Raw genomic sequence first — 23,412 nt, 5'->3', positions numbered from 1 at the left:
ACAGCGAGCGGCGGCCTGACGCCGGCCGGCGCCCATGCATTGCTGCGGCGGGAATCCACAGGAGGCTATTCGGCGCGATGGAACAGATCGATCATGTGCATCATGCTTTTGAGATGCAGGAAATGCGGCACCACCCGTTCGCTCCTTGCCGCATAACGCGCAGTCCAGTGGTGGGCCAGTTCGTGCGTGGCGGTGGCGTTGCCGCGAACCGCGCGTGCGTTGGCCTCGCGCGCATCGAGGCACGCACGTGCATGCCGCACGGCCGATCGGGCGAACTCGCCGGTGAGGATGCCGTGATGCCCCAATGCGAGCCGCGGCGCCTGCAGTTGCTCGATGACGTCCAGCGAGTGCCGATAGGCAAACAGGTCCTGAAAGACCAGCGGCAGCCAGCTGGTGGCGCCGTGAAACTCGCCGAGCGCATCCGACACGAAACCGATGTCCAGCTGCGGGCAGTAGTAGCCGAACTGGCAACGGCTGTGGCCCGGCAGCGCGATCGTGCGAATCTGCATCCCGTCGCCGATGTCGAGCTGCGTGCCCGGATTGACCGGGTAGAACGGCAGGTCGGACAACTCGGTGAAATCGACACCGACGGCGGGATCCCACGACCGTGACGCCTGCGCGTCGAGCTGACGGATGGTTCGGCAGGCCGACGGGCTCTGGAACGCATCGAACGCGTCGGGAGAACCGGATACATGGAGCCACGGCATGCGCGACTTGAGCGTCATCAGCAGGCTGCAATGGTCATAGTGCGAGTGGGTGATCAGCCAGTAGCGCAAATGCCGGATGCCGCCGAAGTCCCGCAGCAGGTCGTGAAGCTGCTGCCACACGAGCTCCGTCATGCCGCTCAGGCCGCCCTCGATCAGCGTCGCGGCCTCGTCGTTGACGATCACGTACAGCGGCACGTCAGCCGTGCCGACGAGGGCCAGCCGCTGATCGATCCACCCCGGAGAAGCGTTCAGCATGTCGTTCAGCTCCGGTAGAGCGCACAGGCCCATGTCGCGCCCGCGCCGTAGGTCACGAGGAGGTTGATCTGCCCGGCCGGCATGCGGCCTTGCTCGCGTGCGATGGCCAGCGCGACCGGAAACGCCGCGCTCGCCATGTTGCCCAGCTGATCGACGGAAATCATGCACCGCTCGCGGGGCAGCCCGAGTTGCCCGATGACCGCGTCGAGGATGCGCAGGTTCGGCTGGTGCGGCACGACCAGGCCGATATCCCCAATCGTCAGCCGGTGCTTGTCGAGCATCTGCCGGCACGCGTCGACGATGCGCCGCGTGGCGTCTTCGAACATCGGCCTGCCTTTCATCCGGAAATGGTGCCGGCCGGCCGCGATGTCGTCTTCGTCGATGAAGCGTGGGCGTCGCGCGCCGGGCGCTTCCGTGCTGAGCAGGTCGAACTGGGTGCCGTCGGCGCCGAGCGTCAGGTCGATCAGCCCGTGCGCCGGGTGGTCCGTCGCTTGCAGCAGCAGCGCGGCGGCGCCGTCGCTCAGCAGGATCGACAGATTGCGGCCGGCATTGCTGGAGTCGATCCGCCGCGACAGGGCCTCGGCGCAGATCAGCAGCACGTTGCGATACAGGCCACTCGCGAGGAAGTGGCGCGCGATCTCGATTCCGTAGAGCCCGCCGCTGCATTGCGCGCGGATATCGAAGCACGGAATCTCCCGCAATCCGAGCCGGGGCTGGATGTAGCACGCTTGCGACGGATCGTGATGATCCGGCGACAGCGTATTGACGATCAGCAGATCGACGTCGCGCGCCGTGACGCCGGCGTCGGCCATCGCCCGTTCCGCGGCGGGGCACGCAAGATCCGCCAGATGCTGATCGGGGGCAAGATAGCGTCGCGTCACGACGCCGGTTCGTTCGCGAATGAACGCGTCGCTGGTGTCGATCATGCCGGCGACTTCGTCGTTGCCGACGATCCGGTCCGGCAGTGCGTGGCCCATCCCGGCGATGACGAGTCTGGCGGTCATGTCCGCACCTCCTGCTCCGTCACGGCGGCGACGGCATCGCCCGCATCGGTCACGACGGTTTCGCCCCAGCGCCACAATTGCGCGCCGAAGCCCCAGCCGGCGCCTGCGCCGGCAATCACGACCAACGATCCCGGCCGGATCACGCCTTCCCGGATCGACTCGACCAGCGCAAACGGCACGGCGGCCGACACGAGGCACGCACAATCGGCGACGCGAATCACGTATTGGTCGGGCTTGAGCCCGAGCCGCTGCGCCCACGCGCGCACGAGCAGCGCCGACGGTTGATGGAACACCATCGCATCGATGTCGGCGATGCCCGTTCCGCTCCGGTGCAACAGCCGCTCGACGATATCGGGAATGGCCACCGGCATGAAACGCGAAATCGCCTCCTGCGCTTCGGGCTTGAGCGTGAAATACACGCCGAACGGGTTGTCGGCGTCGGTTGCCGCGTCGTCGTCTGCCGCAGCCCGCGCGTTGCGCCACTGCATCGTCACGAGGTCGTAGCGGGTTGCATCGCTGTGATACGCGGCATCCAGCCAATCAGCGCCGTCGGGATCGGCCGGCTCGGCGACGAGCACGGCCGCGGCCGCGCCATCGCCGAAGTTCGTCGACGATTTACTGGTGTAGTCGACCACTGCCGACATGCGCTCCGACGAGCACACCAGGGCCCGCTTCACCCGTCCCTGCTTGATGAGGTTGGTGGCGATCTGCAGTTGCAGCACGAAGCTCGCGCATTCCATCTCGACATCGGCGTCGAGCGCGCGCGTGGCGCCGAGCCTGTCGCGCAGCGCACGCGCCAGCCGCGGCGCGAAACGGCGCCGGCCGTCGGCGAGCGAGACGAACGGCGACGTCATGTTGAACAGCACCAGATCGAGTTCGGCGGCCTCCACGCCAGCACGGGCGAGTGCGTCGCGGGCCGTGCGCTCGGCCAGCGCAAGCTCGGATTCGCCGGCATCGGGATCGATCATGTAGCGCGATTCGATGCCCCAGAATTGCCACCATTCCGACGGAATGGGCTCGACGCGCGCGAAGACGGGATCGTCGTTGGGTACCTGGCGTGCCGGCAGGCGGCAGGCCAGACTTGCGATTCGGACGTTGTGCACCATCAGACCTCCATCGTGCTGCAGGCGATGCGCGGCCTGAACGGATCCAGCGTCATGGCGACCACCGTATGTTCATCGTCACGCAACGACATTGAATTTGCGACGCGGGACGCGAGCCACGCGGGCAACTGGAACGGATTCGGGATGTCCGTCGAACCGGCGACGACATCGACGTGGAAATCGCGACCCACGCCGGTGGCGATCGATGGCCATCCGCTCAACCACGATTCGCAAAACAGCGTGGCGGCGCGCCGGTCGATGCGGCTCTGCACCGCGTCGACCATCGCACGCACCGCGGCGGCGGCATTGGCCGGTTCGGCGTCGAATCGACCGGTTGCGTGATCGAACCGGCTCTCGAAGCGGGCCAGTGACAGGATGCCGTTCACGCGCCGGGCGGGAAGCGCGTCGAGCGTCGCGAACGGGGGCGACTCGAGGTCCGCGTAGCGGCCGGCATAAACGCGGTCATGGCCGGAAGGCGTCAGGACGATCGCCCCCGCGCCGTCGGCGAAGCCGCTCGTGGTCACCTGTTCGACATCCGCGAGCGCCTCCGCGCGAACGACGAGCGCGCGTCGATAGCCGAGCTGTTTGCAATGGCTTTGCGCGAGATCGAGTGCGAGCGCCCAGTCTGCGTCGAGCAGATCGAACACGGCCGCATGTCGTGCACGCAGGTCGCGCTGCACCGGGTGCGCCAGCCGCGGCCCGGCGATCGTCGGTGCGTCCGCCATCCGGCTGGGAGAAATCGACAGGCTGACGATCAGATCCAGTTCCGACGGCAGGCAACCGGCTTGCTGCAGCGCCTGCCTGGCTGCCTTGATCGCGTAATCGTTGGCGCAGGATTGCGCGGTGGTCGCGGGGTCCGGAATGGCCACCGCGGCTCCGAGAATTTTCATAGGGCGTGCTCGTTCTGGACTGCTTGATTTACGGGACGCGTCGCGCCATGACCCGCCTGCCGGAGCACGGCGCGACGCAATTTGCCCGATTCGTTGCGCGGCAGACTGCCGGCGTGATAGGCAATACGATGCGGACACTTGTACGGCGCAATCACGCTCTTGACGTGCTGCTGCAGCTGCGTCGTCAACGCCTCCGAGCCGTCGACGCCCGGCCGCAGCACCACATGCGCGCAGATGAGCGTGCCGCCCCATTCGTCGATCTGTCCGACGACGCCGCATTCGGCGATATCGGGATGGCGCAGCAGCACCTGCTCCACTTCGCCGGGAGACACCGTGTAGCCGGAGCTGATGATCATGTCGTCCGCGCGCGCCTGATAGAACAGATAGCCGTCCTCGTCCAGGTAGGCGCTGTCGCCCGTCAGGTTCCAGCCGTGCTTGACGTAGTCGCGTTGCCGCGCGTCATTCAGGTAGCGGCACCCGGTCGGCCCCTGCACGGCCAGATAGCCGATTTCGTAGGGCGGCAGGCATTGGCCGTGCTCGTCCACGACGGCAAGGCGGTAACCGGGCACCGCCTTGCCGATCGCGCCGTCCTTCGCGCCGGTGTCGCCTGTCGACGCGAAGATATGCAGCATCTCGGTCGACCCGATTCCGTCGATCAGGTGCAGGCCGGTGCGCTCCTGCCATGCGTCGCGCGTCCACGACGGAAGTGCCTCACCCGCCGACACGCATTTGCGCAGGGACGACATGTCATGCCTGTCGAGATGGTCGAGCATGGACCGATAGGCCGCCGGTGCCGTAAACAGGATGCTGACCCGATGCCGGTCGACGGCGGCCAGCAGCCGTTCCGGGCTCGTTTTCGGCAACAGCACGACGCTCGCGCCGACACTGATCGGAAACAGCAGCAGCGCGCCGAGGCCGAACGTGAACGCGAGCGGCGGCGACCCGCAGAAGACGTCATCGGCCGTGGGCCGGAGTACGTGCTGCGGAAAGCAGTGGCAGGCTGCCATCACGTCTCGATGAAAATGGACGGTTGCCTTCGGTTCCCCGGTCGTCCCCGACGTGAACGCGATGAGGCAAGGGTCGTCCGCGCGCGTTTCGGCGGCCGCGAATTCCGCTGAATAGCCGCCGAGCCAGCGCGCGTGCGGATGCGTGTCGTCCGTCTCGTAGCGCCGAACTTCGCCGCGCCACTGCATGCTCGCCATCGCCGCGTCGAGCTCGGTCGACAGACCGGCTTCGCAGATGACGTGCGTGACCCGGGCTCGCCCGATGATGGTCGACAGTTCTCCCGCGCGCAGCTTCGGCATCGTCGCGACGGCCACGCCACCGGCCTTGACCACGCCGAACCACGCGGCGGCAAGCATCGGGTGATTGGCGCCGTGCATCAGCACCCGATTGCCGGCCACCAGGCCCGCATCGCGGACCAGCATGTTGGCGATCCGGTTGCCGGCATCGCGCAATTCGCGATACGACCATGCGATGCCCGACTCGGTCCTGATCGCAATGCGATCGCCCCAGCCCCGTTCTTCGACTGCGGTATCCAGCAGCGCGGCGGCGCAATTGAGAAACGGCGGAAACTGCAGCCCCGGCAACTCAAAGACAAACGTCGGCCAATCCTCGGCAGGGGGCAAGTTCGCGCGGCAAAAGTCGTCCATCGTCAGCGCTCGCAAGAGTGTGAGTTCGAAGTCCGCAATAGCAGTGCGGCGCCGGCCGGGCCATATGATCGGGCCCGTCCCGCACAGCCTGAATCGCGATGCCAAAGAGATGTGGTCGAGGCGGCAGGCACATGTCGCCGAGCGACGCACAGAGAGCCCGGTCAATCACATGATGGCTTGCCGGTTTTTATAGATTCATTTCGTCTCATTTCATTTTCAAAATAAACAATAATCAATCTATTTAATGCAGATCAATCGAGATTCTTAATTCTTGGATCGTTGCAATGGGTGCCGAAAAATTCTTGCCGCAAGCTTAACGGAAGTAAGATTGGAAAGTAAACATTCATATTGATGAATGGCTCTATTTATTGATTGGAATCGATGCCATCAAACATCTTAATTTGATTGAATTAATCGACTCCGGTTAATCATCTCGGGATTTGTTGACTCCGGTTGAGCATGGTTACCGGGGCGGTGAATAAAACATCGCGAAGTTCACCGAGGCGAAACGAGCGTCGCTTCACGAAGCGGATTGCCCCGCGCGAAAGGCCCGCGCTCCCGGGAGCAGCGGAGCCTTGGGTCGGTTTGGATGGGGAATCAGGGATCCTGCGCGCGGCTTTTGGCGGCAACCCGATCGGCGTGCGCAACACGCCGGGGGGCGTCGTCAATCGCATTCTGGTGCCGATGATCGACGAGGCGTTCTTCGTGCTCGCCGAAGGGATCGCGTCGGCCGAGGGGATTGACCAGGGGATGATGCTCGGCGCGAGCCACCCGATCGGGCCGCTCGCGCTGGCGGACCTGGCGGGGCTCGACGTGTGCCTCGCGGTGATGGACGTGTTTGTGAAGGACTCCGGCACCGCATGTCATACCTGGAGCGCGCCGGGCGGCGCGCGGGCGGCGACGGCCGCAACGAATCCCGCTGTCGTCGGCGCGGTGTCCGTGCGGGCCGCCGCGCTGCTCGTCGCCGGGCAGGACCCGGGGCGGCGGATCGTCGTCAAGCACGCTGGCGGATGCGTGGCGACATCAGGCGCTGGCCCGGAGCACGGCGAGGATCGCATTCGCGCGCAAGGCGGGCACGAATGAGGCCGATCCCGGCGATGCCGGAGCAGATCGACCGGCTGCCGTCCGGCACGGCGCGGCAGCGTCATGATGCGTGACGACGCTCCCCGGCTCAACGCGCCGGAACGGTGAACGTAAGCAGCACGGCAGCGGTCGTGAGCGGTTGACCCATGAAGTAGACCGCCGTGTACACGTTTCCTGCCGCCAACGTCACGCCGTCGATCGTCACACTGTCGTCCGTCACGTCTTGCGCGACCTTCGCGCGCGCGAGCGGCGGCGGCGCGTTGTAAGGGCTCGCGCGCCCGCGCCAGAGGCCGATCCAGTTTCCCTCCGTGGCGGGACGATACCCGGACAGCGTGTGATAGCGAAACGTGACCGCACTGACGCCGAGCGAGGCCAGTTCGAGGGAGACGGTGTCGACGATACCCGTCGAGCCGTCGGGGGCGAGCAGCGCCGACGCACACGCGTCGCCCGTCTTGGGGCCGACGCTATAGGCCACGGTGTACGGCATGCGGCTGATGGAGACGCCCACCAGCACCACGCTCCCCATCTCGGCGTTGGTCGGGATGTCGAGCCGTGCGTCCGGGGCCACCGTCCACGGGATGACACTGCTCGCCCAGAGCGCCACGAAGTCGCCATAGCTCCTGGGCTGGTTCCCCGGGAGTCCCGCGTAGCTGACGTCAACCGTCGTTCCCGACGAAGCGGTGATGGCGACGGAACACAGCGAAATCGCCGGCCCGGGTGTCTGCGCCGCAACGAAACCGGCCAGCAGAAACCCGAGCAGCGGCGTCGCCATCCGCGCCCGCGCGGCCATACTGCGTCGCGCTAGCGGCACGGCAGTGGCGGCTCTACCTGTCGGATGGGCAGCATCAGCCGCCGCAACCGCAGAAGCGGCATCGCCTGGCCGGTGAGGTTCGACATCAGCGTCAGGTCCATCCACAGCGTTCCGCCGCACGCCGGCAGATACGCCGAGAACCACGCGTCGATCGCGCCGGCCCAGTCGGACGTCATCCCCGCCAGGGTGCCCGCACCCGTTCCCGCCACGTTGACCGTCAGCGGCGCCTGCATGAGCACCGGAAGGACGACGCGTTCGAGCGCGGCGTTCAGCGCGTACTCGTAGGTTACCTCGACCTGCGCGACGATCTGCGGTTGCGTGTTGTTCGCCAGCAAGTCGGCGAACAGCGCATCCAGATGGGCCTGCAGCGGCCGCGAAACCGGCTTGCCGGTCGGCACCTTCGAAACGTCCACTTCGGCGTCGGCGTCGTTCGTGGGGAACAGCGGGTTCGCGAAACGGACCTCCGGCGTGGTGTAGACGAACGCATCGGCCGAAGGCTTGCCGGGCACCAGTTCGCGGTTGCGCTCGACCCGGACGGTAGACCAGGCGTCCTGACGCTGCAGGATATCGAGCGCGGGGAGCCGCACCGTGCGATCGGGGATGGTCTGCCCGTTCGCCGCCGTGAGGTACGCGCCGTCGGGCCCTGGCCCGGCCTTGAGCTTGTAGACGTAGTAGATGCGATCGACCGGGCCGGATGTGCCGCCGGTGGGCATCCATTCCTGCGCCTCGTAGATCGCCGGGTTCACGTCCACCACGGGCCGGCCCATTCCGTCCGGAACAGCGCCGGACAGCGACACGACGAGCGCGCCTTCGGTATCGCCCACGCGCGCGGAACCTTCCTCGACGAAGAACGCGTAGGTGAGCGTCGGGTCGCCTGTCAGCAATCGCGGCTCCGGCGCAAAACGCAGGCCGGGGCCGGCGGAATCGCGCTCACCTCCGGTCGAGTCGCCGCCGCCCGCCGCCTGGACGAGATCGCCGACGAGCCGGATGAACGACTGCAACGCGACGGCGGCCTCATCGATCTTCTGCTGGTCCCTGACCGGCTCCGCCGTGGCGTCGATCCCGGCCAGGATCGTCTGCAGGTCGGCGTTCACTTCGGGGAACACGGTCACGAACTCGGCGAGCTGCGCGAAAGCGTCGGGGAAGCTCGCCAGCGCCCGCGGCCGCTGGCGCAAGTTGAATTCCACCGTGCCGTACACGCGGTCTTGCGGATAGTGGAAGGGCAGCGAGTAGGTGAACGCGTAGTCCCACTGCTTGAGCTGGGACAGGCTCGCGTGGTCGAGGTCGTAGGTCGGGGCGCCGTCCTGCGCCGTCATGCCGGGACTCGCAGGGAACGCGCGCAGCACCATCGGCACGGCGAAGCTCCCGAGCCCGGCCGTGAGCGGCCCGTCGGCATCGGGGACGACGAAGCTGAGCCACGTGGAGGCCTGGTAGTCTTCGATGCCGGGGAGCGCGCCGATCTGGTGCTCGATCTGGCTGCCCTGGTACGCCATGTCCAGCTCAACGTAGGACACCAGTTCACCGCCGGCTCCACGAACCGAGTCCGGCGCATTGACGAGGTAAGTCAGGTTGCGCGCGTCGCCCGTCTGCAGCGTGAGCTTCGGCGAGCTGAAGGCGAGGGTGCTCGCGGGCAGGCCCGCGGATCCGGTCGTGACCGTGCGCACGAGCGGCGGACGCACCGCGCGTCCCGATGCATCCTTGACGCCGCTGACGGTGACGGTCGTTTGTCCCGGCTGCACGTCCGTCGCCAGCACGAGTGTGACCGTGGCGTCGGCGACGGTGGCCGACAGCACGCCGATGCCGTCGCTCAGCACATAGTTCGCGACGTTCCCGGCGCTGACGGGATCCATCGGATTGCTGAACAGCAGGAAGACCGTGTCGAATGCATCCGCCGCCACGGTCGCGGCCTCGAACGCGGGCCCGAGTCGCACCGCCGGCCCGAACAGCCGCGGCGGGCCGTCCGCTCCGGGTTCGACGACGTCCGCCGTCACGCTTGCGTGGAATTCCACGGCGGCACGCGTCGTATAGGCGGCCGACAGCCGCACGAGAAGCTGCTGGTAGAACGCCGCGCGCGCAGCGTCCGGATCGGCGCTGTCGCCCGCGAAGACGGGGATCATCCACAGCTTCGCGAGTTGCGCCAACCCCTTCTTGCCGTCGAGGATCGACTGCAGGTAATCGGCGGACTTCAATTCGCCGACGATCTGGATCGGCGCGGTGAATTGCGGCGTGAGCAGCCCGTCGACTGCCGCGAAGACCTGGGCGCACCAGGTGTCCAGATCCACGTCCGTGAAGTCGGTGTGACGCGAAGGGGTGGCGCTGATACCCTTTCCCGTCGTGTAGTCGTAGATCGGTACCTGCGTGCGGCTGATGAGCCGGTTGCTGGCCGGCTGCGGCGCGAAGACGGCCGGATGGCCCGCGTCGGTAATCGCATACGAGATCGCCTGCCCGGCCGCCAGCCCCAGCCGCACGGCCCAGACCGAGCTGCCTGCTCCGCTGAGGGCGGGAAGGGTGCGATCCATGCCGGTGGCGACCTTCAGCCGGAACGCGCCGGGTGTCGACAACGCCTGCTCGAAGGTCGTGGCGAACGCCGCGAGCCCCAGCGTGTCGCCGGCAGCGCCGAATGCGTCTTGCAACGGCGCGACGCGCGTGCTGGCGCTGCGGATTCCCGCGACGGTCTCGAGGCCCGGCAGCACCGTGCCACGGCCGCGCGTGAGCGTGAACGAGGTCCAGAGGGGGAACACCTGCGCCGCGTTCAAATCCTCCGGCTTCAGATCCACGTCGAGCGGCAGCGCGGCCGCCGGCGCCGCCGCGGCGGTCCCGAACTGCGCGCGGTCCAGCACGAACGCATAAGCGCTGGCCGATCCGCTCGTGCCGAACAGCCAGTTCATCAGCGCGTCGACGCCACTTGCCGGCAGCGGCAGGCTTCCCGCCTGTCCGTCGTCGCCGATGAGGAGCGTCGACTGGACCGCGAGCGCCATCCCGGCCGGATCCGTGAGCTGGTAGTAGAGCTGCGTGTAGACGTGCAGATCCTGCGCCGCGTTCTGCTGCACCGTGCTGCTGCGCTGCGCCGGATGGTCAGGCCAGTCGAACGACGCCTGTCCGCTGTAGCGCGTATCGCTTCCCTTCGCCTTCACGTCGGTGGCTATCACCGTGTGGCGCACGTCCTGCGCCAGCTGGGAGACCGTGAGCGTGACCGTTTTTTCGTCCGCGCCGAGCGACGCGGACTCGACGGTTCCCTGTACAAGTTGCCAGTGCGAGAGCTCGCTTGCCGACGCGGCGTCGAGCGCGTCGGTGAAGACGGCGACGATCGTCGTGGTCGCGCTCGCCGATGCCTGCAACAGTCCTTGATAACGACTGGGGTCGAACGTCAGCCCGATCCGCAGCCGCGGCATTCCCCCATCGGTTGGCGGCGCGACCTGCCAGCTCGATGCGACGGACGGCCATTGCGAGAGCGCCACGAGCGGATCGGTGTAACCGGTGAGAAGGGGCCTGTCGTTGTACGGTTGCGGATCTCCCGCGCGGGGATCCGAGAGCGGCGTCGACAACACGTTGCCGTAGTAGTCCTGCCACGAGAAGGAGACTTGCAGAATGCCGCCCACCCCGAGGTATGGGCTGTCCTTCGCCGGAGGAAGCACGCTGCTGTCGAGTTGGGGCACATGCTTCGCGAAGCGGGCGTACGGAAGCGCCTGGCCGAAGTTCCAGGTTTCGACCTGGTCCGCCGGCGTCGCGATGCGCACCTTGTCGTTGCCGTTGTCGGCCAGGGGCGTGGTGGTGGGCCCCGCCGGAAGTCCGGGCGGGTTGCTCGGCCGGAAGTCGACGTTCTCGACCACCTGCTGATTGAGCAGGCTGAAGTTGTTCAGCAGCAAGTCCGTCCCGTAGGCGGGCGAGGCCCCGTCCACCTGCGGCGGCGCGGGGCGGAGCGCAGCGAGCGCCTGTACGCCGGGCTGTACGCTGGCGGTGCGCACGCGCGGCCCGCCCGGGATCACGAGCGCCGTGCCGGTCGCGAACAGCCCCGGCACCAGCAGGTTGTGCGCCGCGAGCGCGGCCACCGGCTCGCCGTACCAGCCGGCCAGGTCCGCGAGCGACGCCGTGTGCAGGCTGACGCCCGCCGTGAGCGTCAGGTCGGGAACGCGGATCGCCGCCGGGAACGGCAGCGGATCGGGGAGGCCGCCCCAGAGCGGGTTGGCCTCGTTCAGCTTCTGCACGGTGGTCCCGAAGCGCTGCTCGAGATCCTTCAGCGAAACGCCGCCCGGAGGAGCCTGATAGACGCCTTCGCTCACGCGCACCGGCGCGCCCTGGCGGAGCGCCGCACTCGCGTTGGCTTCGGCGACGTCGGCCGGGTCGGAGAACCATGCCTGCGCCAGTGCCGCGAGCGTTTGCGCGGCAGCCGTCACCGTAGCCGGAATGGGCGCCGCTTCCGCGAACAGGACGGCATTGACGCTGCCGACGGTCTCCGCCGTGGCCACTGCGTTCATGTAGCTTGCCACGCAATCCTGCTCTGCCTCGCTCGCGGGCTTCGCGTAGAGGACGACGAGCGTGAGGGCCGCTTCGTTGCGATCGTTGAACGCGTGCTCCGGCAGCCCGCGCCCCGACGCGCGATCGTAGTAGTACAGGAAGAAGCCGCTCGAGCGGGTGATGCTGGCTTCCCACAGCAGCCGCACGAACTCCGACGGCGGATTGAGGAGCGTGAGTTCGGGCTGCTCGAGCGCCTTCTCGAGCATCGCCGCCATCGCGAGCCCCGCCGGCGGGCGGGTTTCGGTCGAAAGGTTGACCTGCGCGATTCCCAGGGTCACGTTCGCTGCCGCGTCCGTCTGCACGCCCTCGCCGGCACTTGACGATCCGTCGGGCGGGTATCCGACCAGCAGACTGTAATAGGCGGCATCGTTCGCCTGCAGTTGGCTCAGCAACCGTTCCAGCAGCACGATCGACGCGCCGCCCGCGCCGACCACCTCGTAGGTGGTGGCCGAAGCGGGGCTTCCCGCCACCGGCGGAATGCGGCGCACGGTGAAGTCGATCGTAGAGGCCCACCCGTACGCGCTCACCTTCGCCGTCTCGGTGGCGCCGGTGGCGTCGTCGTAGCGGGCCACCTGCAGCGAAAAGCGCGGGTTCACCGCATGCGTGACGGGGTCGGGCAGTGCCGCGAGCGCATCCGGCAGCCGCCACAGGCGCAGTGACTGCGCGCTTGCCGGCGCCTGTCCGTACGGAAGCGACACCGGCCCCGCGCTCAGCCACTGCAGCGCGGACGTGAACGGATACGTCGCGAGCGCGGCATGGAACATTTCGCCCGCGCCGAGCGCGTCGAGCGGCACGTCGAGCCGCGTCCGGGCCGCCTGGGTCACCTGGGTGATGCGCGTGGCATCGGCGGAACCGGGCGCGACGGACAGGGTCACGTGGTCGGACGGAGCGCCCTTCGCGTCCACGAAGCGTAGCCAGGATGTATCGACGCCGTCGACCCGGTCGAACGTTGCGGAGAAGGGCTCGGTTCCCAGCGCGGGAAGCGGGAACTGCTGCCCGGTCAGGGCATAGAGCCCCGCCTGCGGCGGGAGCGTCAGCTTGCCGTCGATGTCCCGCACCCACATGCCCATCGCATTCGGGACGATCGACCATGCGCCGCCCGTGTCGGTACGGCCCGACGTGGGGAAGCGCATCCCGTGCATCGTGTAGCTGCTCGCCATCCCGGACAGATGCTGCAGCGCACCCGTGCGCTGAGCCTCGGCCAGCAGTTCGCCGACCGGGAATTGCGGCAGGTGCGGCAAATCCAGCGGAGCATCGGCGGCGAAGAGCCCGGCCACGCCACCGTTGACGGGCTGATCCGAGAGGACGGAGACGTCCACCGCGAAGCGCGACGCCACCTGGGCCAGCGTGTCGTTCTGCTGCGTCGCATACCGGAACGGCGGGACGGCGAGCGACGCGACCGGCGCCAGGAGCCCGGCCTGCGTCAGCACGGCGCTCTTTGCCAGCAAGTCGGGCACCGGGACGCCGAACGCATTCGCGACGTCGCCCAGCGTGTCGCGGGGCTGAACCAGGTACGGCGTCTTCCCGGGGTACTCGACTTTCGCGCCTTCGAGCAGTACGCCGCGCCCCGCGTTCGTGGTGGCGAGCGCGGCGGCGGTGAAGCCGCCTGCGTAGACCGGCCGCGCGGCGACGGACGCAAACGTGTCGGTCGCCAGCGACGTGCAGGTCGTGAACGGGAAGTTCGCCGTCGCGCCGTCTTTCAGCAGCGCGCCGGCGACGAGAACGTCCGAGTTCGCCAGCAGCACGTTGAGCTTCACCGCGTAACGCGCGGCGATGCTCACGAGCGTGTCGCCCGCCGCCACCGTGTAGGGCGCGTGCGGGGCGAAAGTGATCGTTGCCCCGGCCCGCAGCAGTGCCGGGTCGGCCGCGTTGGCTTCCGCCAGCACGCTGGCGGGGAAGGTTGCGTCGAACAGTTCGGCGAGCGACGCGAAGGTGTTGCCCGTGCGGGCCGCGGCGATCTCGACCGTCACGCCGACGGTCAGCGTCTTCCCTGCAACGAGCGCGTGCTGCGGATTGGCGGCGAAGACATCGTGCAACGTATAGAGCTCGCCGAGCTGGCCAGTGCCGTTCACCCAGGCCACGACGGCATCCGGCGTCTCGCTCCCGGTGAGCGGGTACTTGTAGTCGCGCAGCGCCTCCTGCGCGGCTTTCACCATTTGGCGGGCCAGCAGCAGGAAATAGTCGGCGAACATCCATCCGGCCATCGATAGCGGCGCTTCCGCTTCCAGCGTCCGTGGCCGCGCCCCGTTTGCCTGCTGCTCGCGCTCTACCTGCACCGCGAGCTGATCGAACCACGCGCGCAACTCGCCGAGCGTGCCCTGCCCGAGCGAGTTGTAGGTCCCCAGGTCGTATTTCACGCCCGGATAACCCTCGCCGCAGGCGGGGATCGTCAACCGCAGTTGCGGAGGCGCGGGGAAGTACGTCGCGTCGGCCGACGCATCCTGATCCGTCGGCGGCACCCGCAGATTGACGCGGAACTGGGTCGTCAGAAAAGCCTGCACGGCATCGAGCGGAATCGGCGCGGGATTGTCGCCGGTGCTCACCAGAACCTCGGTGGCCAGCCAGTCGAGCAGGGTGGCGGAGATCGGGTACCGGTCGACTTCCGCCGGCGTCATCGGGCCGTGAACAGCCGCGATTGCCCAGCGAAGCACCATCTTCGCAAGCGCTTCGAACGACGTGTCGACCGCATCGCCCGCGGCCTTGCGCGCGCTTGCATCGCCGTCCTGCCCCGCAGGCGGCACGGATTCGATGAGCAGGAGCGCGACCCAGCAGGGAAGCTGGCCGGCCGGCGTCCCTGTCTGCGTCCACTCGTCGCGTGCGGCGGTGAGCCCCGGGACCAGGTAGCCCCACAGGTCAACCCCACCGCCGGGTTGCAGGTTTCGCCAGTCGGGCGCGCCATAGACCGTGGAACTGAGCGCCCGTGCCAACGCAAAGGCGGAAAGGCGGCGCTCCACGGGCGCGCGCAGCACCCCGCGCACCGGACGGCCGTCGCCGAACCAGGGCGCCGTGCCGGTGTTCTCGATCGCGAAGGTTTCCTTGAGCCGCATCGAGAACGAAAACGAGATGGTGATCTTGAAGAGCCCCAGGTTGATGCGCACGCTGACCGACACGTCGACCGACGCGATGACGGTGATCGTGATCGACACGTAGGATTCGTACGTGAGCTGCAGCAGCAGCTTGACGGTCAGGTTGACGTCGGCCTTCACGATCGCGAAGTCGACCGTGCCATACACCTTGCCGACGATGCCGACCGTGCCGCGCAGCCAGAAATAGTAATCGCCCTGAAGCTGGGTGGACGGCTCGCGGCCGGCGTCGGTGAGCCGATAGGGGTTCCACTTGGCGAGCACGCCCTCGAGGATGCCGACCACGGTGACGCTGAAGCCGGCGGACAGGATGCCGTACTCGATCGACTTGCCGAACCCCACCTGCATGCCGAAGCCGAACACGAGCACGGGGTTGAAGGTGCCGAGCGACGACGCGGGGACGCGGTTCGTGCTCGCGCTGGAGAGCTTGCCGAAATAGAAGCCGGCCGACCCGATCACCGGGATGCCGGGTGGAATGATCGCCTCGATCGTGAAGGAGCGCGAAAAGTTTTCGTTCCACGGAAAGCCGATGTCCGCCTGGAAGTCGCCGTTGGTATAGACGGCGATCCCGAACACCGGGAGCGTAAGCGAATAAGCGCCGACCGTGAGGTGGCGCATGAGGTCCGGGAGGGTGATCTCGGCCTGGTACACCCCCACCGTATCGCTCACTTGGCGGTACATGATCTGGAAGTCGAGCCCCTTGAAAACCTTGGCCGCCGGGCCGTCGAGCTTCACCCTCAGCCCGTACAGGTGCGGGTCGTTGAACACGGCCTGCAGCGTCAGCACGTAGCCGGGCGCCGCGGCGGGCGCGCCGCCGCGCGTCGTCGTCAGCGCCGTGCCGCTGCGGTTCCCCGACTCTCCGGTATCGATCTTCAGTACACCGAAGTCCGTGCCGATGAGCCATGCACTCTGCGGGTCGAAGGTGACCCGCGGCAGCTCGCCCGGCGTGGGGGCGGGCAGCGTCGCCATGCAGTCGATCGCCTTTTGCACGGTGTCGGCCGTGGCGAAGCAGGGCAGCGTAATGTGCTGCCCCATCGCCAGCAGCCGCAGGTCCAGGTACTTGTTGCCGTTCCCCGGAGGCGTGGGAGCCGTTCCCGGCTTGCTGGCGTCCCATGCGAGCGGCTCGCTCGGGTTCGATTGCCAGAAGAACGCCCCCTTGAGCGACACCATCACGCCGCGGTCCTTTCCGGTGGACGCATAGCCGACGTCGATGCTGTCGATTCGCGCGAAGCCGAGATTGATCGGGCCGATCGCGACGGAGAAGCTGACCTTGTTGCGGCTCGAATCCGTCTTGTTGAACGTGTATTCGAGCGCAAGGCCCGACAGCGGGATGGCGTTCAGGAAGTCCCACGGTGACTCGAGCCCGAACTTCGAGCCGGTCGCCCACGACACCATCGTCTCGATGATGGAGCCGAGCGAGGTGTTCTGCGTGAAGCGGAGCGTGGCCGTCCAGTCCTGCGTGGCGGGGTCGGGGCCGCGGACGATCCCTTCCAGGAGCCCCCAGGTGATGCCGTACTGGTTGACGTCCGGGTTGTAGTCGAACCAGACGGTGAGGTCGATGTTCTGCCAGATCCAGCGGGTCTCGACCCGCGCGAAGTAACCGCCCGCCGCCGGCGCGCCCGCCGGCGCCACGGGCAGGGTGCGCGCTTGCGCCGGGCTGCGATAGCCGGCGCGCAGCGACGCCGAAACGCCGAGACCGGAGATGAACGGCACTTCCCAGCGCTCGGCGGTCTTGCCGGTGAACGTCCAGTCCGAGTTCCGGGTGGCCAGCGTGAGCCCGAGGCCGTCGATGCCGAGCGCCTGCCCGACGCTCCAGCCCATGTAGCGCTCGAGCAGCGCGCCCAGCGAGACCACGCCGCTCGTCTGCTCCCCGCTGAACACCCAGCCCGGGTCGCTGTATGCCGCCTTCAGCGAGAGCCCCACCGCGTCGCTCGTATCGGGGAGGATGATCGTGGTTCCGGACAGGGAGACGGTGAACTTGTCGCGCCCGCCTTGCACGTTGAACCCGAGGCCGGTGATGGTGAACAGCGTGGTGCCGCCGACCGAGATCGGCCAGTCGGCGGTGAGCGTCGTCGTGATGTCGTAGGCGCTGGTCGGGGGCTGCACGAACAGATCGAACTGGGTGACCGCCGAGGCCAGGTCCACGGTCACGCCGAACAGCTTCGCCAGGTCGCTCAGGTCGATCACGCCGTCGGAGAGCGCGCCGACGAGCTGGAAATCCGGGTATTGCGCGGTGATGCTGATGGTGCCGCTGCCGATCGTGAAATCGCCGGCGATCCGATACGACGTGGTGCGCGTCTTCAAGTTGCCCGGATCGCGGATGAGCGCCGTGACGCGCGGCTGCACCTGCAGTTTCGGCGTCGAGACGATGGTCCACGGCTGGCTGGTCCGGAACTCGAAGAGCAGGGACCTGATGCGGGACACCGTCGTGTCGTAGATCGTCTGCGACCGGCTGAGCCCGAAGCCGGCCAGCGTGTTGAGCGGCGCGGGCATGCTCTGCACGAGGTTGATGCCCCCCGCCATCGCGTAGAACGTGGCGATGCCCGGATAGGGCGGGGCGAAGCTGCCGCTGATCACCCACGTGTCGTCCACCGGGTAGCGAATCTCGAGCGTGAGGCCCGTGCCGCGCACGGTTCCCACGGCACCGCCGATCACGGGCAGCGGCGACTCCGGCACGTCCATGTCGAAGCCCGGCGCTTCGAGCGCGATCCACGGCACGCCGCCCAGCTCCCAGGTGTCGGTCGAGCGGCATTGCATCCGCGAGCGCACCGGCCCCTGGGTTGCGGCGAATTCCAGCGTCATGCCGAACGGCACGCCGAACGCTTTCGTTGCGCCGTTGCGCAGCAGGACGGCCGTTACCGCGCCGCTGCCGTCCTTTTGCTCGACGATGTCGTCTTTGGCGACCGCCACCGGCAGCGACGCGCCCACGACGGGCGTGTAGAAAGCGGCCAGCGCCGTGCCGGGGAGCGCCGCCAGCAAGTCCACGCTGCCGTCGCGCCATGCGTCCGTGAGCGCCGTATAGATCTGCTCGAGCGTCAGCGGCTCGGCGTCGGTCGCCGGGTAGATCAGCTTCAGCGCCAGCGGTTCGACATCGGCTTCGGGGGCCAGCAAGCCGAGGCCGCGCGTGGTCGCGTCGACGGGAACGGATGTCGCCGCGCTGTTCAGTCCTGCACAACCGAGCAGAATCTTGTCGTTCAGGTCGTTCTGGAAATACTTGCCGAGCGACTGGAAATACACTTGGAATGCTTCGCCGTCCTTGTAAGCACCGCTCGTCCAGCCGGCCAGCTCGTCGAGCACCGTACGGTACAGCGCCGAATTGTTGATATTGATGTAACTGGAGAGGCTGTCCCGCAGATTCTGGCTTTGCTTGGCGCAGGCGGCGGAACATGGTCCCGCCTGAGAATACGAGAGTGGCAAGTCGGGATAGTTGTTTGCGTCGACCCCGGTCTTGGGCGTTTGCAAGTACGGCAACCCCAGGCTGATGACCAGGCTCGAGGTTCCCTGCCCCTCGAAAACCGGGGGAAGGGTGGCTGCGGCATACAGCGCGTTGAATACCTCCTGTGGCACCGGGCCGACAGCCGCCAGCAGGAACTGGTTCGAGCCCAGCTTGCCGACTTCCTCCTCGATCTTCTCGGGCGTGATGGCGTTGTATAGCAACGTGCAATGGTGTACCGGATCGAGTTCGTCCACGAGCTTGTCGACGACGTCGACCATCTGTTGCGCGGACTGCTTTTTCTGAGGGGAGGCCTTGACATATTCGGAATCTGCGTAGTCCGCGGTGATGATCTCTTTGATCTCTTTCTTGTTGCCAGCCACGAACGCTTCCACCAGGTTCATTTGCAGCTGAGTGGCGTCGTTCAGCAGCGCGAGGACGATCGGGCGCGTGTCCCCCGAAGCACGTTGCACAAGCAGTGCCAGCGCGGTGAGCGTGAGCAGCATGTCGCGCCCTCTGTCCTCATCCTCCCCGAACTGATGCAATCCGTATATGGGCCACAGCCGCACCGACTCGCTCATCGCTCCGAGCAGCGCCTTTGCGTTGTTCGTGCGCGCCGCCAGAAAGGCGTCGTATTTCTGTTCGCTGATGTACCAATTCCAGACCGCGTCCGGCACCGCTTTCGTGGGAGCCGCGAGGTATCTGAACGGCAGCAGCGGAAAGACGGTGGAGGTCGAGGCCGCCAAGTCGATGCTTTCGCGGTGGACGTCTCCGAACTCGATGGTATTGGCGACGAACTCGCCTCCGACCTTCTTCCACATGAAGGGTTGCAGCCGCAGAAAGAACTGGACCTTGAGCTCCGTGGCCAGATTCTCGCCGACATTGTCGGCGCCGCCGGTAAAGCCGAGCACTGCGTTGTTCAGGGCGGCGCGGTGATCCCAGGCGACAAATCTGATGTCCTGGCACGTGCCGTATGCGATGGTGGCCGTCGCGATGTCGGCCGGCACCAGCCCGGTCAGCAGCAGGGCCAGCTTGGCCGGCGTGGATTGCTTGCCCGCAGGGGCGTTCTGGTACACGATCCTGACCGCGCCCTTGTAGCCGAAGTGATCGATCAATCGCTTCAAGACATAGATCGTGCTGGCCTGATGCCCGAAGTTGGGCGTCCCGTCCACGTAGAAACGGATCTCGCTCTGCTCGTACAGCAGTTTTCCGAACCCGACGATTCCCGCCTCCGCGGCGCTCTCGCTCGCCGGGGCGCCCTTCATGAGCTTCGCGAGCAAGTCCAGGAATTCTTTCATCTCTGTCTCTCGGCAAGTGAGCGCCCGATGTCGGCGGGCGGGGACGTGAGATCGGCGTTGCCGGCGTCGGTCTGGCTGTACTGGGCATACCATCCCAGCCCCGACGCTTTGCCGTCGCTCCTGGGGTTACCGAACAGGTAGAACAGCGTGGAGCCGCTCGGCGGAATCTTGAGCAGGCCCATGAACTTGAGTGCGATCTCGGTGAGCATCAGCAGGAACGAGCTCTTCTTCCGGTCATAGGTCAACCATATCTGCCCGATCGAGAGCCGCAGCACGTTCTGCAGGCTGATCACCTTCGCGCCGCCGCCGGCGCCGGGCAACTGGATGCCCAGCATGGCGCGGTAGCGCCCGGCGTCGGGGCTCTCGGGCGCCCAGGCGGTCAGTAGCCCCGAGGTCAGCCCGACCGTCCCCGCCAGGTTGCCGGGCGTCCCCATGTTCAGCTGGTAGGACAGCCCGTACCATTTGCCCTCGTCGACGCCCGTGAGGGTGGCGTCGGTGACGACGTTCAGAAAGCCGACGGACTCGGGCGACGATTCCGTCGCGCCCTGGGCCAGGCCCTGCAGGCTCAGCGCGAAGTTCACGAACAGGCTTCCCGGACGCGGTGTGCTCGTCTGCGTATCGAAGCGGACCTCGGCCGCCGAGAACTCGAAGGCCACAGCCGTGGGGTCCGCCACCGGGAACGTCATCAGCAGCCCCAGGTTCGAGTAGGCCAGCCCGCGGCGCAACTGATCGGGCTGCCCCTCGTCGCTGCCGAAGGAGAAGAGGTCGAAGTCGCCCCCGCCGTTTGCCTGCACCACCGCGAAGTCGAGGAAGCCCGACAGCGCGAACCACGACACGACCTTTCCGTTCGCACCCGCGTCACGGGTGGACATCTGCGCACTGTCCACCTCGATCTTGTTGAACAGGTTGTTGGCGAAATGGAAGGTGCTGGTGGCCGTGGTGCCGAGGCTGTAGACCGCACGGCCGCCGTTGTCCTGGTAGCTCCCCCGCAACACGATGGTCGCGTACGGATTGCCGCCGTCGCCCATCCGTACCACGGGCATGTCCAGCAGCGTTCCCAGCGTGAGCTGGGCATAGCTCTGGAAGCGCTGCACGGCCGTGTTCTCGAAGAGCGCCTTGAGCGTGAGAACGCGGAACTGATAGACGTCGCCCTGCGTGGGCGGTACCGGCTGCGGGTCGGCCCCGACGGGTGGCGCGACGTAGTCGGGGTCCACGTAGTAAATCAGGCCGAACATGGCACTGCTCGTCGTCAGCTCGATGTCGTTCGCGGCGGGATCGTTCTCCACCTGGCTGATCTCGATGCCGAGGTGGTGCGCGTTGAAACGATCGCGCGCCTGCACGCCGGCCGTGAGTCCGACCAGGTCGTCCGGGATCTCGGCGATCTTCATCCGCAGGAACAGGATGCCCGTCCACGCGGGGTCTTTCGCGATGGCGTTGAACTTCGCGAAGTATTCGGGCTCCGCCTGGTCCAGCGCGTCCTGGAAGTAACGCTGCAACCATGACGATAGCGCCGTCAGTTCGTCCGGGTTCGGCTCGCCGGGGAGCGCGGAGTCGGGCGCTCGATCGCTGGGCGCGGCGAAGCTGTCCTTCTGCGTCCACATCTCGGGGCTAGCGACGAGGCTTTGCTCCGGATTCGCCGGGTCCCACAGCGGGCCGCGCCGCCCCTTGACGATCATCACGTCGGCGTAGTCGTCGTATTGGTTGTTCTGCCCGACCGCGGCCTCGAACCACCATTTGTCGATGTTGATCCGGTTTTTGAACGCCGCATGCTTGCCGCCGTCGTCGCACTTGCTGCACTTGGCACTCCCGTCCGCGGAGAAGGCGCCCAGATGCTTCGCGTTGGCCACGACGAGGAACAGGCTGCTGGTTGCGAAGGCCTGTTGCAGCTCGGCGACGGGACAGCAGAAGCCCATTTGCTGGAGATCGGGCTGCAGGTTCTGCCCAAGGAGGATCTTGCTCCATCTGCCGTCCGCTTCGACGCTCACCAGCAGTCCCGTCGGCGTCGTCGTGTTGTAGGGCTTGACGTCCTCGGCGGCGGCCAGGCCCAGCGCATGCGCCTTCGTCGGAACGACGCGCGCTCCGGCGTCGGCGATGCGGCGGCGGCGCGTGGGCGAGATCACCTGGCGCTCGAACTGCGCCATCTCGTCCGCCGTGAATGCCGTTACGCCATTGCCCGGCGATGCGCCCGTGTACGGCGCGATCGGGAACGCGGCCGCGGGAAGCGCCACCGCGGGCGACATCGGCCCGAAGAGCGTCTTCTGCGTCAGCGGATGGATCAGCGCGTCGCGGCCGTAGAGTGCCGCCCCCTTCGGTTGCGCCACGTACGCAGGTGTGCCGTCCGCGGCTGGCGCCCGCACGACGGTTCCCCACGAGGTCGTGTAAGTCGTGTCGAGCAGCGGCGCATTCAAGTCGACGGGCGGCCCGACGGGCGACACCTCCGTAAAGGGATAACGCGCGGCGTAGGCGGGCGAGCGTGCGGTGAATTGCATGCGGTCGCCGGCATAGCCGCCCTCGACAAACGGTTGGAAGGCGACGAACTCGGTTCCCTGCAAGCCGCAGATCAGGTCGTACGTCGCGCCGTTCGCCGCGCCGTCCGCATGAATCACGAAATCGCCGTCGGGCGCGAGCTGGAAGTCACGGTTTCCCTTTTCATTGGGCGCGCCGCGATTGAAGAGAAAGCGGGCGGCTCGCGGTTGCGCGTCGAGCGGGCCGGGAACGGGCACCAGCGTGAGCGGCTCGCCGTAGGTCGTCGCGTAGCACGACGCCAGCTTCGTCGCGGCCCCGTCCTGGTTCTGTCCGGTGAAAACGAGCACGCTGCGATTGGCTTCGGCCGCGACCGCGTTCCATGGGTCGCTCGGGTCGTAAGCGACCGCGAACCCGAGCATCTCGCCCGCGTCGGGCAGATAGCCGAACGCCAGCGGCAACCACTCGCCGATCTCGGGGCGTACCTGATCGTCGTTGGGAGTCTGGAACTGGAAGCCCCAGTTCCAGCCGTCATGCAGGAATTGCCGCTGCAGGAAGACCGAAAAGCGGATGCATCCTCGCGCCGCCCCGGACAACGGAAGATCGCCGCCGGGCACCTGGCTCGCCTGCGTGGCGCCGGGCGCCGACGCGCCGCTGAAGAAGATCCCGTTCGGCGTGCCGAGCTGCAGTGTCTCGCCGTCCAGCTTTAGCGTGACGCCGGCACGAACGCTAAGCGACAGCGTTTCGAAAATGGGGGCGTCCAGCCCGTTCGACACATACGCGCCGTCGGAGGCGATTCCCATCAACGGCGTGTTGGATGGCGTCGGAGCATTGGCGTCGATCAGCCACAGGAAACCCCGATCGGCCGGCGACCGCGCGATGACCTTGTCCACGGCGTCGATGAACGCGTCGAGCGCCTGCGTCGTCGCAAGGTCGGGCACGGCGGCGCAGAAGAGGAACGATCCCGCGTGTTGCGTGAGCGCGGGATCGAGTTCGATTCCTTGTCCCGGCGACAAGGCGGTGGGGAGCAGGTATGCCAGCCATCCGGCCTCGCCAGGCGCCGAGGAGGCCGTGTAAAGCCGCGACCCTTGGTACTGCGTAAAGAAGCTCATGAA

8 protein-coding genes and 1 pseudogene are annotated in these 23,412 nt (G+C 67.1%); 1 reads left to right on the top strand and 8 read right to left on the bottom strand.

What is annotated here, in order from left to right:
* Positions 1–65: 65 nt before the first annotated feature.
* From OEJ37_RS01810 to OEJ37_RS01790, 5 genes are read right to left on the bottom strand one after another with little or no spacing between them, the layout of a single operon-like run.
* Complete coding sequence (locus OEJ37_RS01810; RefSeq protein ID WP_263342991.1) at positions 66–962, bottom strand: MBL fold metallo-hydrolase; 897 nt, start codon at positions 960–962, stop codon at positions 66–68.
* Between the two features lie 5 nt (positions 963–967).
* Positions 968–1,966: a ketoacyl-ACP synthase III gene (locus OEJ37_RS01805; protein ID WP_174418810.1), complete on the bottom strand. Its 999-nt coding sequence runs from the start codon at positions 1,964–1,966 to the stop codon at positions 968–970.
* Positions 1,963–3,072 carry a 3-oxoacyl-ACP synthase III family protein gene (locus OEJ37_RS01800; protein ID WP_174418809.1) on the bottom strand — a complete coding sequence of 370 codons (1,110 nt, stop codon included), beginning with the start codon at positions 3,070–3,072 and terminating at the stop codon, positions 1,963–1,965. Before OEJ37_RS01800 ends, OEJ37_RS01805 begins: the two co-directional genes overlap by 4 nt.
* Positions 3,072–3,959, bottom strand: a complete 888-nt coding sequence (locus OEJ37_RS01795; RefSeq protein WP_174418808.1) for a hypothetical protein — start codon at positions 3,957–3,959, stop codon at positions 3,072–3,074. Before OEJ37_RS01795 ends, OEJ37_RS01800 begins: the two co-directional genes overlap by 1 nt.
* Entirely contained in the window at positions 3,956–5,611 is a 1,656-nt protein-coding gene (locus OEJ37_RS01790) for an AMP-binding protein (RefSeq protein ID WP_263343143.1), read from the bottom strand. Before OEJ37_RS01790 ends, OEJ37_RS01795 begins: the two co-directional genes overlap by 4 nt.
* Before the next feature lie 624 nt (positions 5,612–6,235).
* Here OEJ37_RS01790 and OEJ37_RS01785 point away from each other — a divergent pair.
* Positions 6,236–6,466 (top strand): annotated as a pseudogene (locus OEJ37_RS01785) (3-hydroxyacyl-CoA dehydrogenase family protein); the annotation flags it as partial.
* A gap of 316 nt (positions 6,467–6,782) precedes the next feature.
* On the opposite strand, the gene OEJ37_RS01780 reads toward OEJ37_RS01785, so the two are convergent.
* The 3 genes from OEJ37_RS01780 to OEJ37_RS01770 are packed head-to-tail and all read right to left on the bottom strand — an operon-like array spanning position 6,783 to position 23,409.
* The gene (locus tag OEJ37_RS01780; RefSeq protein WP_175919750.1) at positions 6,783–7,505 is read right to left on the bottom strand and encodes a hypothetical protein; all 723 of its coding nucleotides are present in this window, start codon (positions 7,503–7,505) and stop codon (positions 6,783–6,785) included.
* Positions 7,496–19,834 carry a LysM peptidoglycan-binding domain-containing protein gene (locus OEJ37_RS01775; protein ID WP_263342988.1) on the bottom strand — a complete coding sequence of 4,113 codons (12,339 nt, stop codon included), beginning with the start codon at positions 19,832–19,834 and terminating at the stop codon, positions 7,496–7,498. Before OEJ37_RS01775 ends, OEJ37_RS01780 begins: the two co-directional genes overlap by 10 nt.
* The gene (locus OEJ37_RS01770; RefSeq protein ID WP_254624573.1) at positions 19,831–23,409 is read right to left on the bottom strand and encodes a hypothetical protein; all 3,579 of its coding nucleotides are present in this window, start codon (positions 23,407–23,409) and stop codon (positions 19,831–19,833) included. Before OEJ37_RS01770 ends, OEJ37_RS01775 begins: the two co-directional genes overlap by 4 nt.
* Positions 23,410–23,412 lie beyond the last annotated feature (3 nt).

The sequence above is a fragment of the Burkholderia sp. BKH01 genome, assembly GCF_025685725.1.
Classification (GTDB): Bacteria; Pseudomonadota; Gammaproteobacteria; order Burkholderiales; family Burkholderiaceae; genus Burkholderia; species Burkholderia pyrrocinia_C.
Note: the sequence above shows the minus strand (reverse complement) of the source record. Positions and strands in the feature narration are given on the sequence as shown.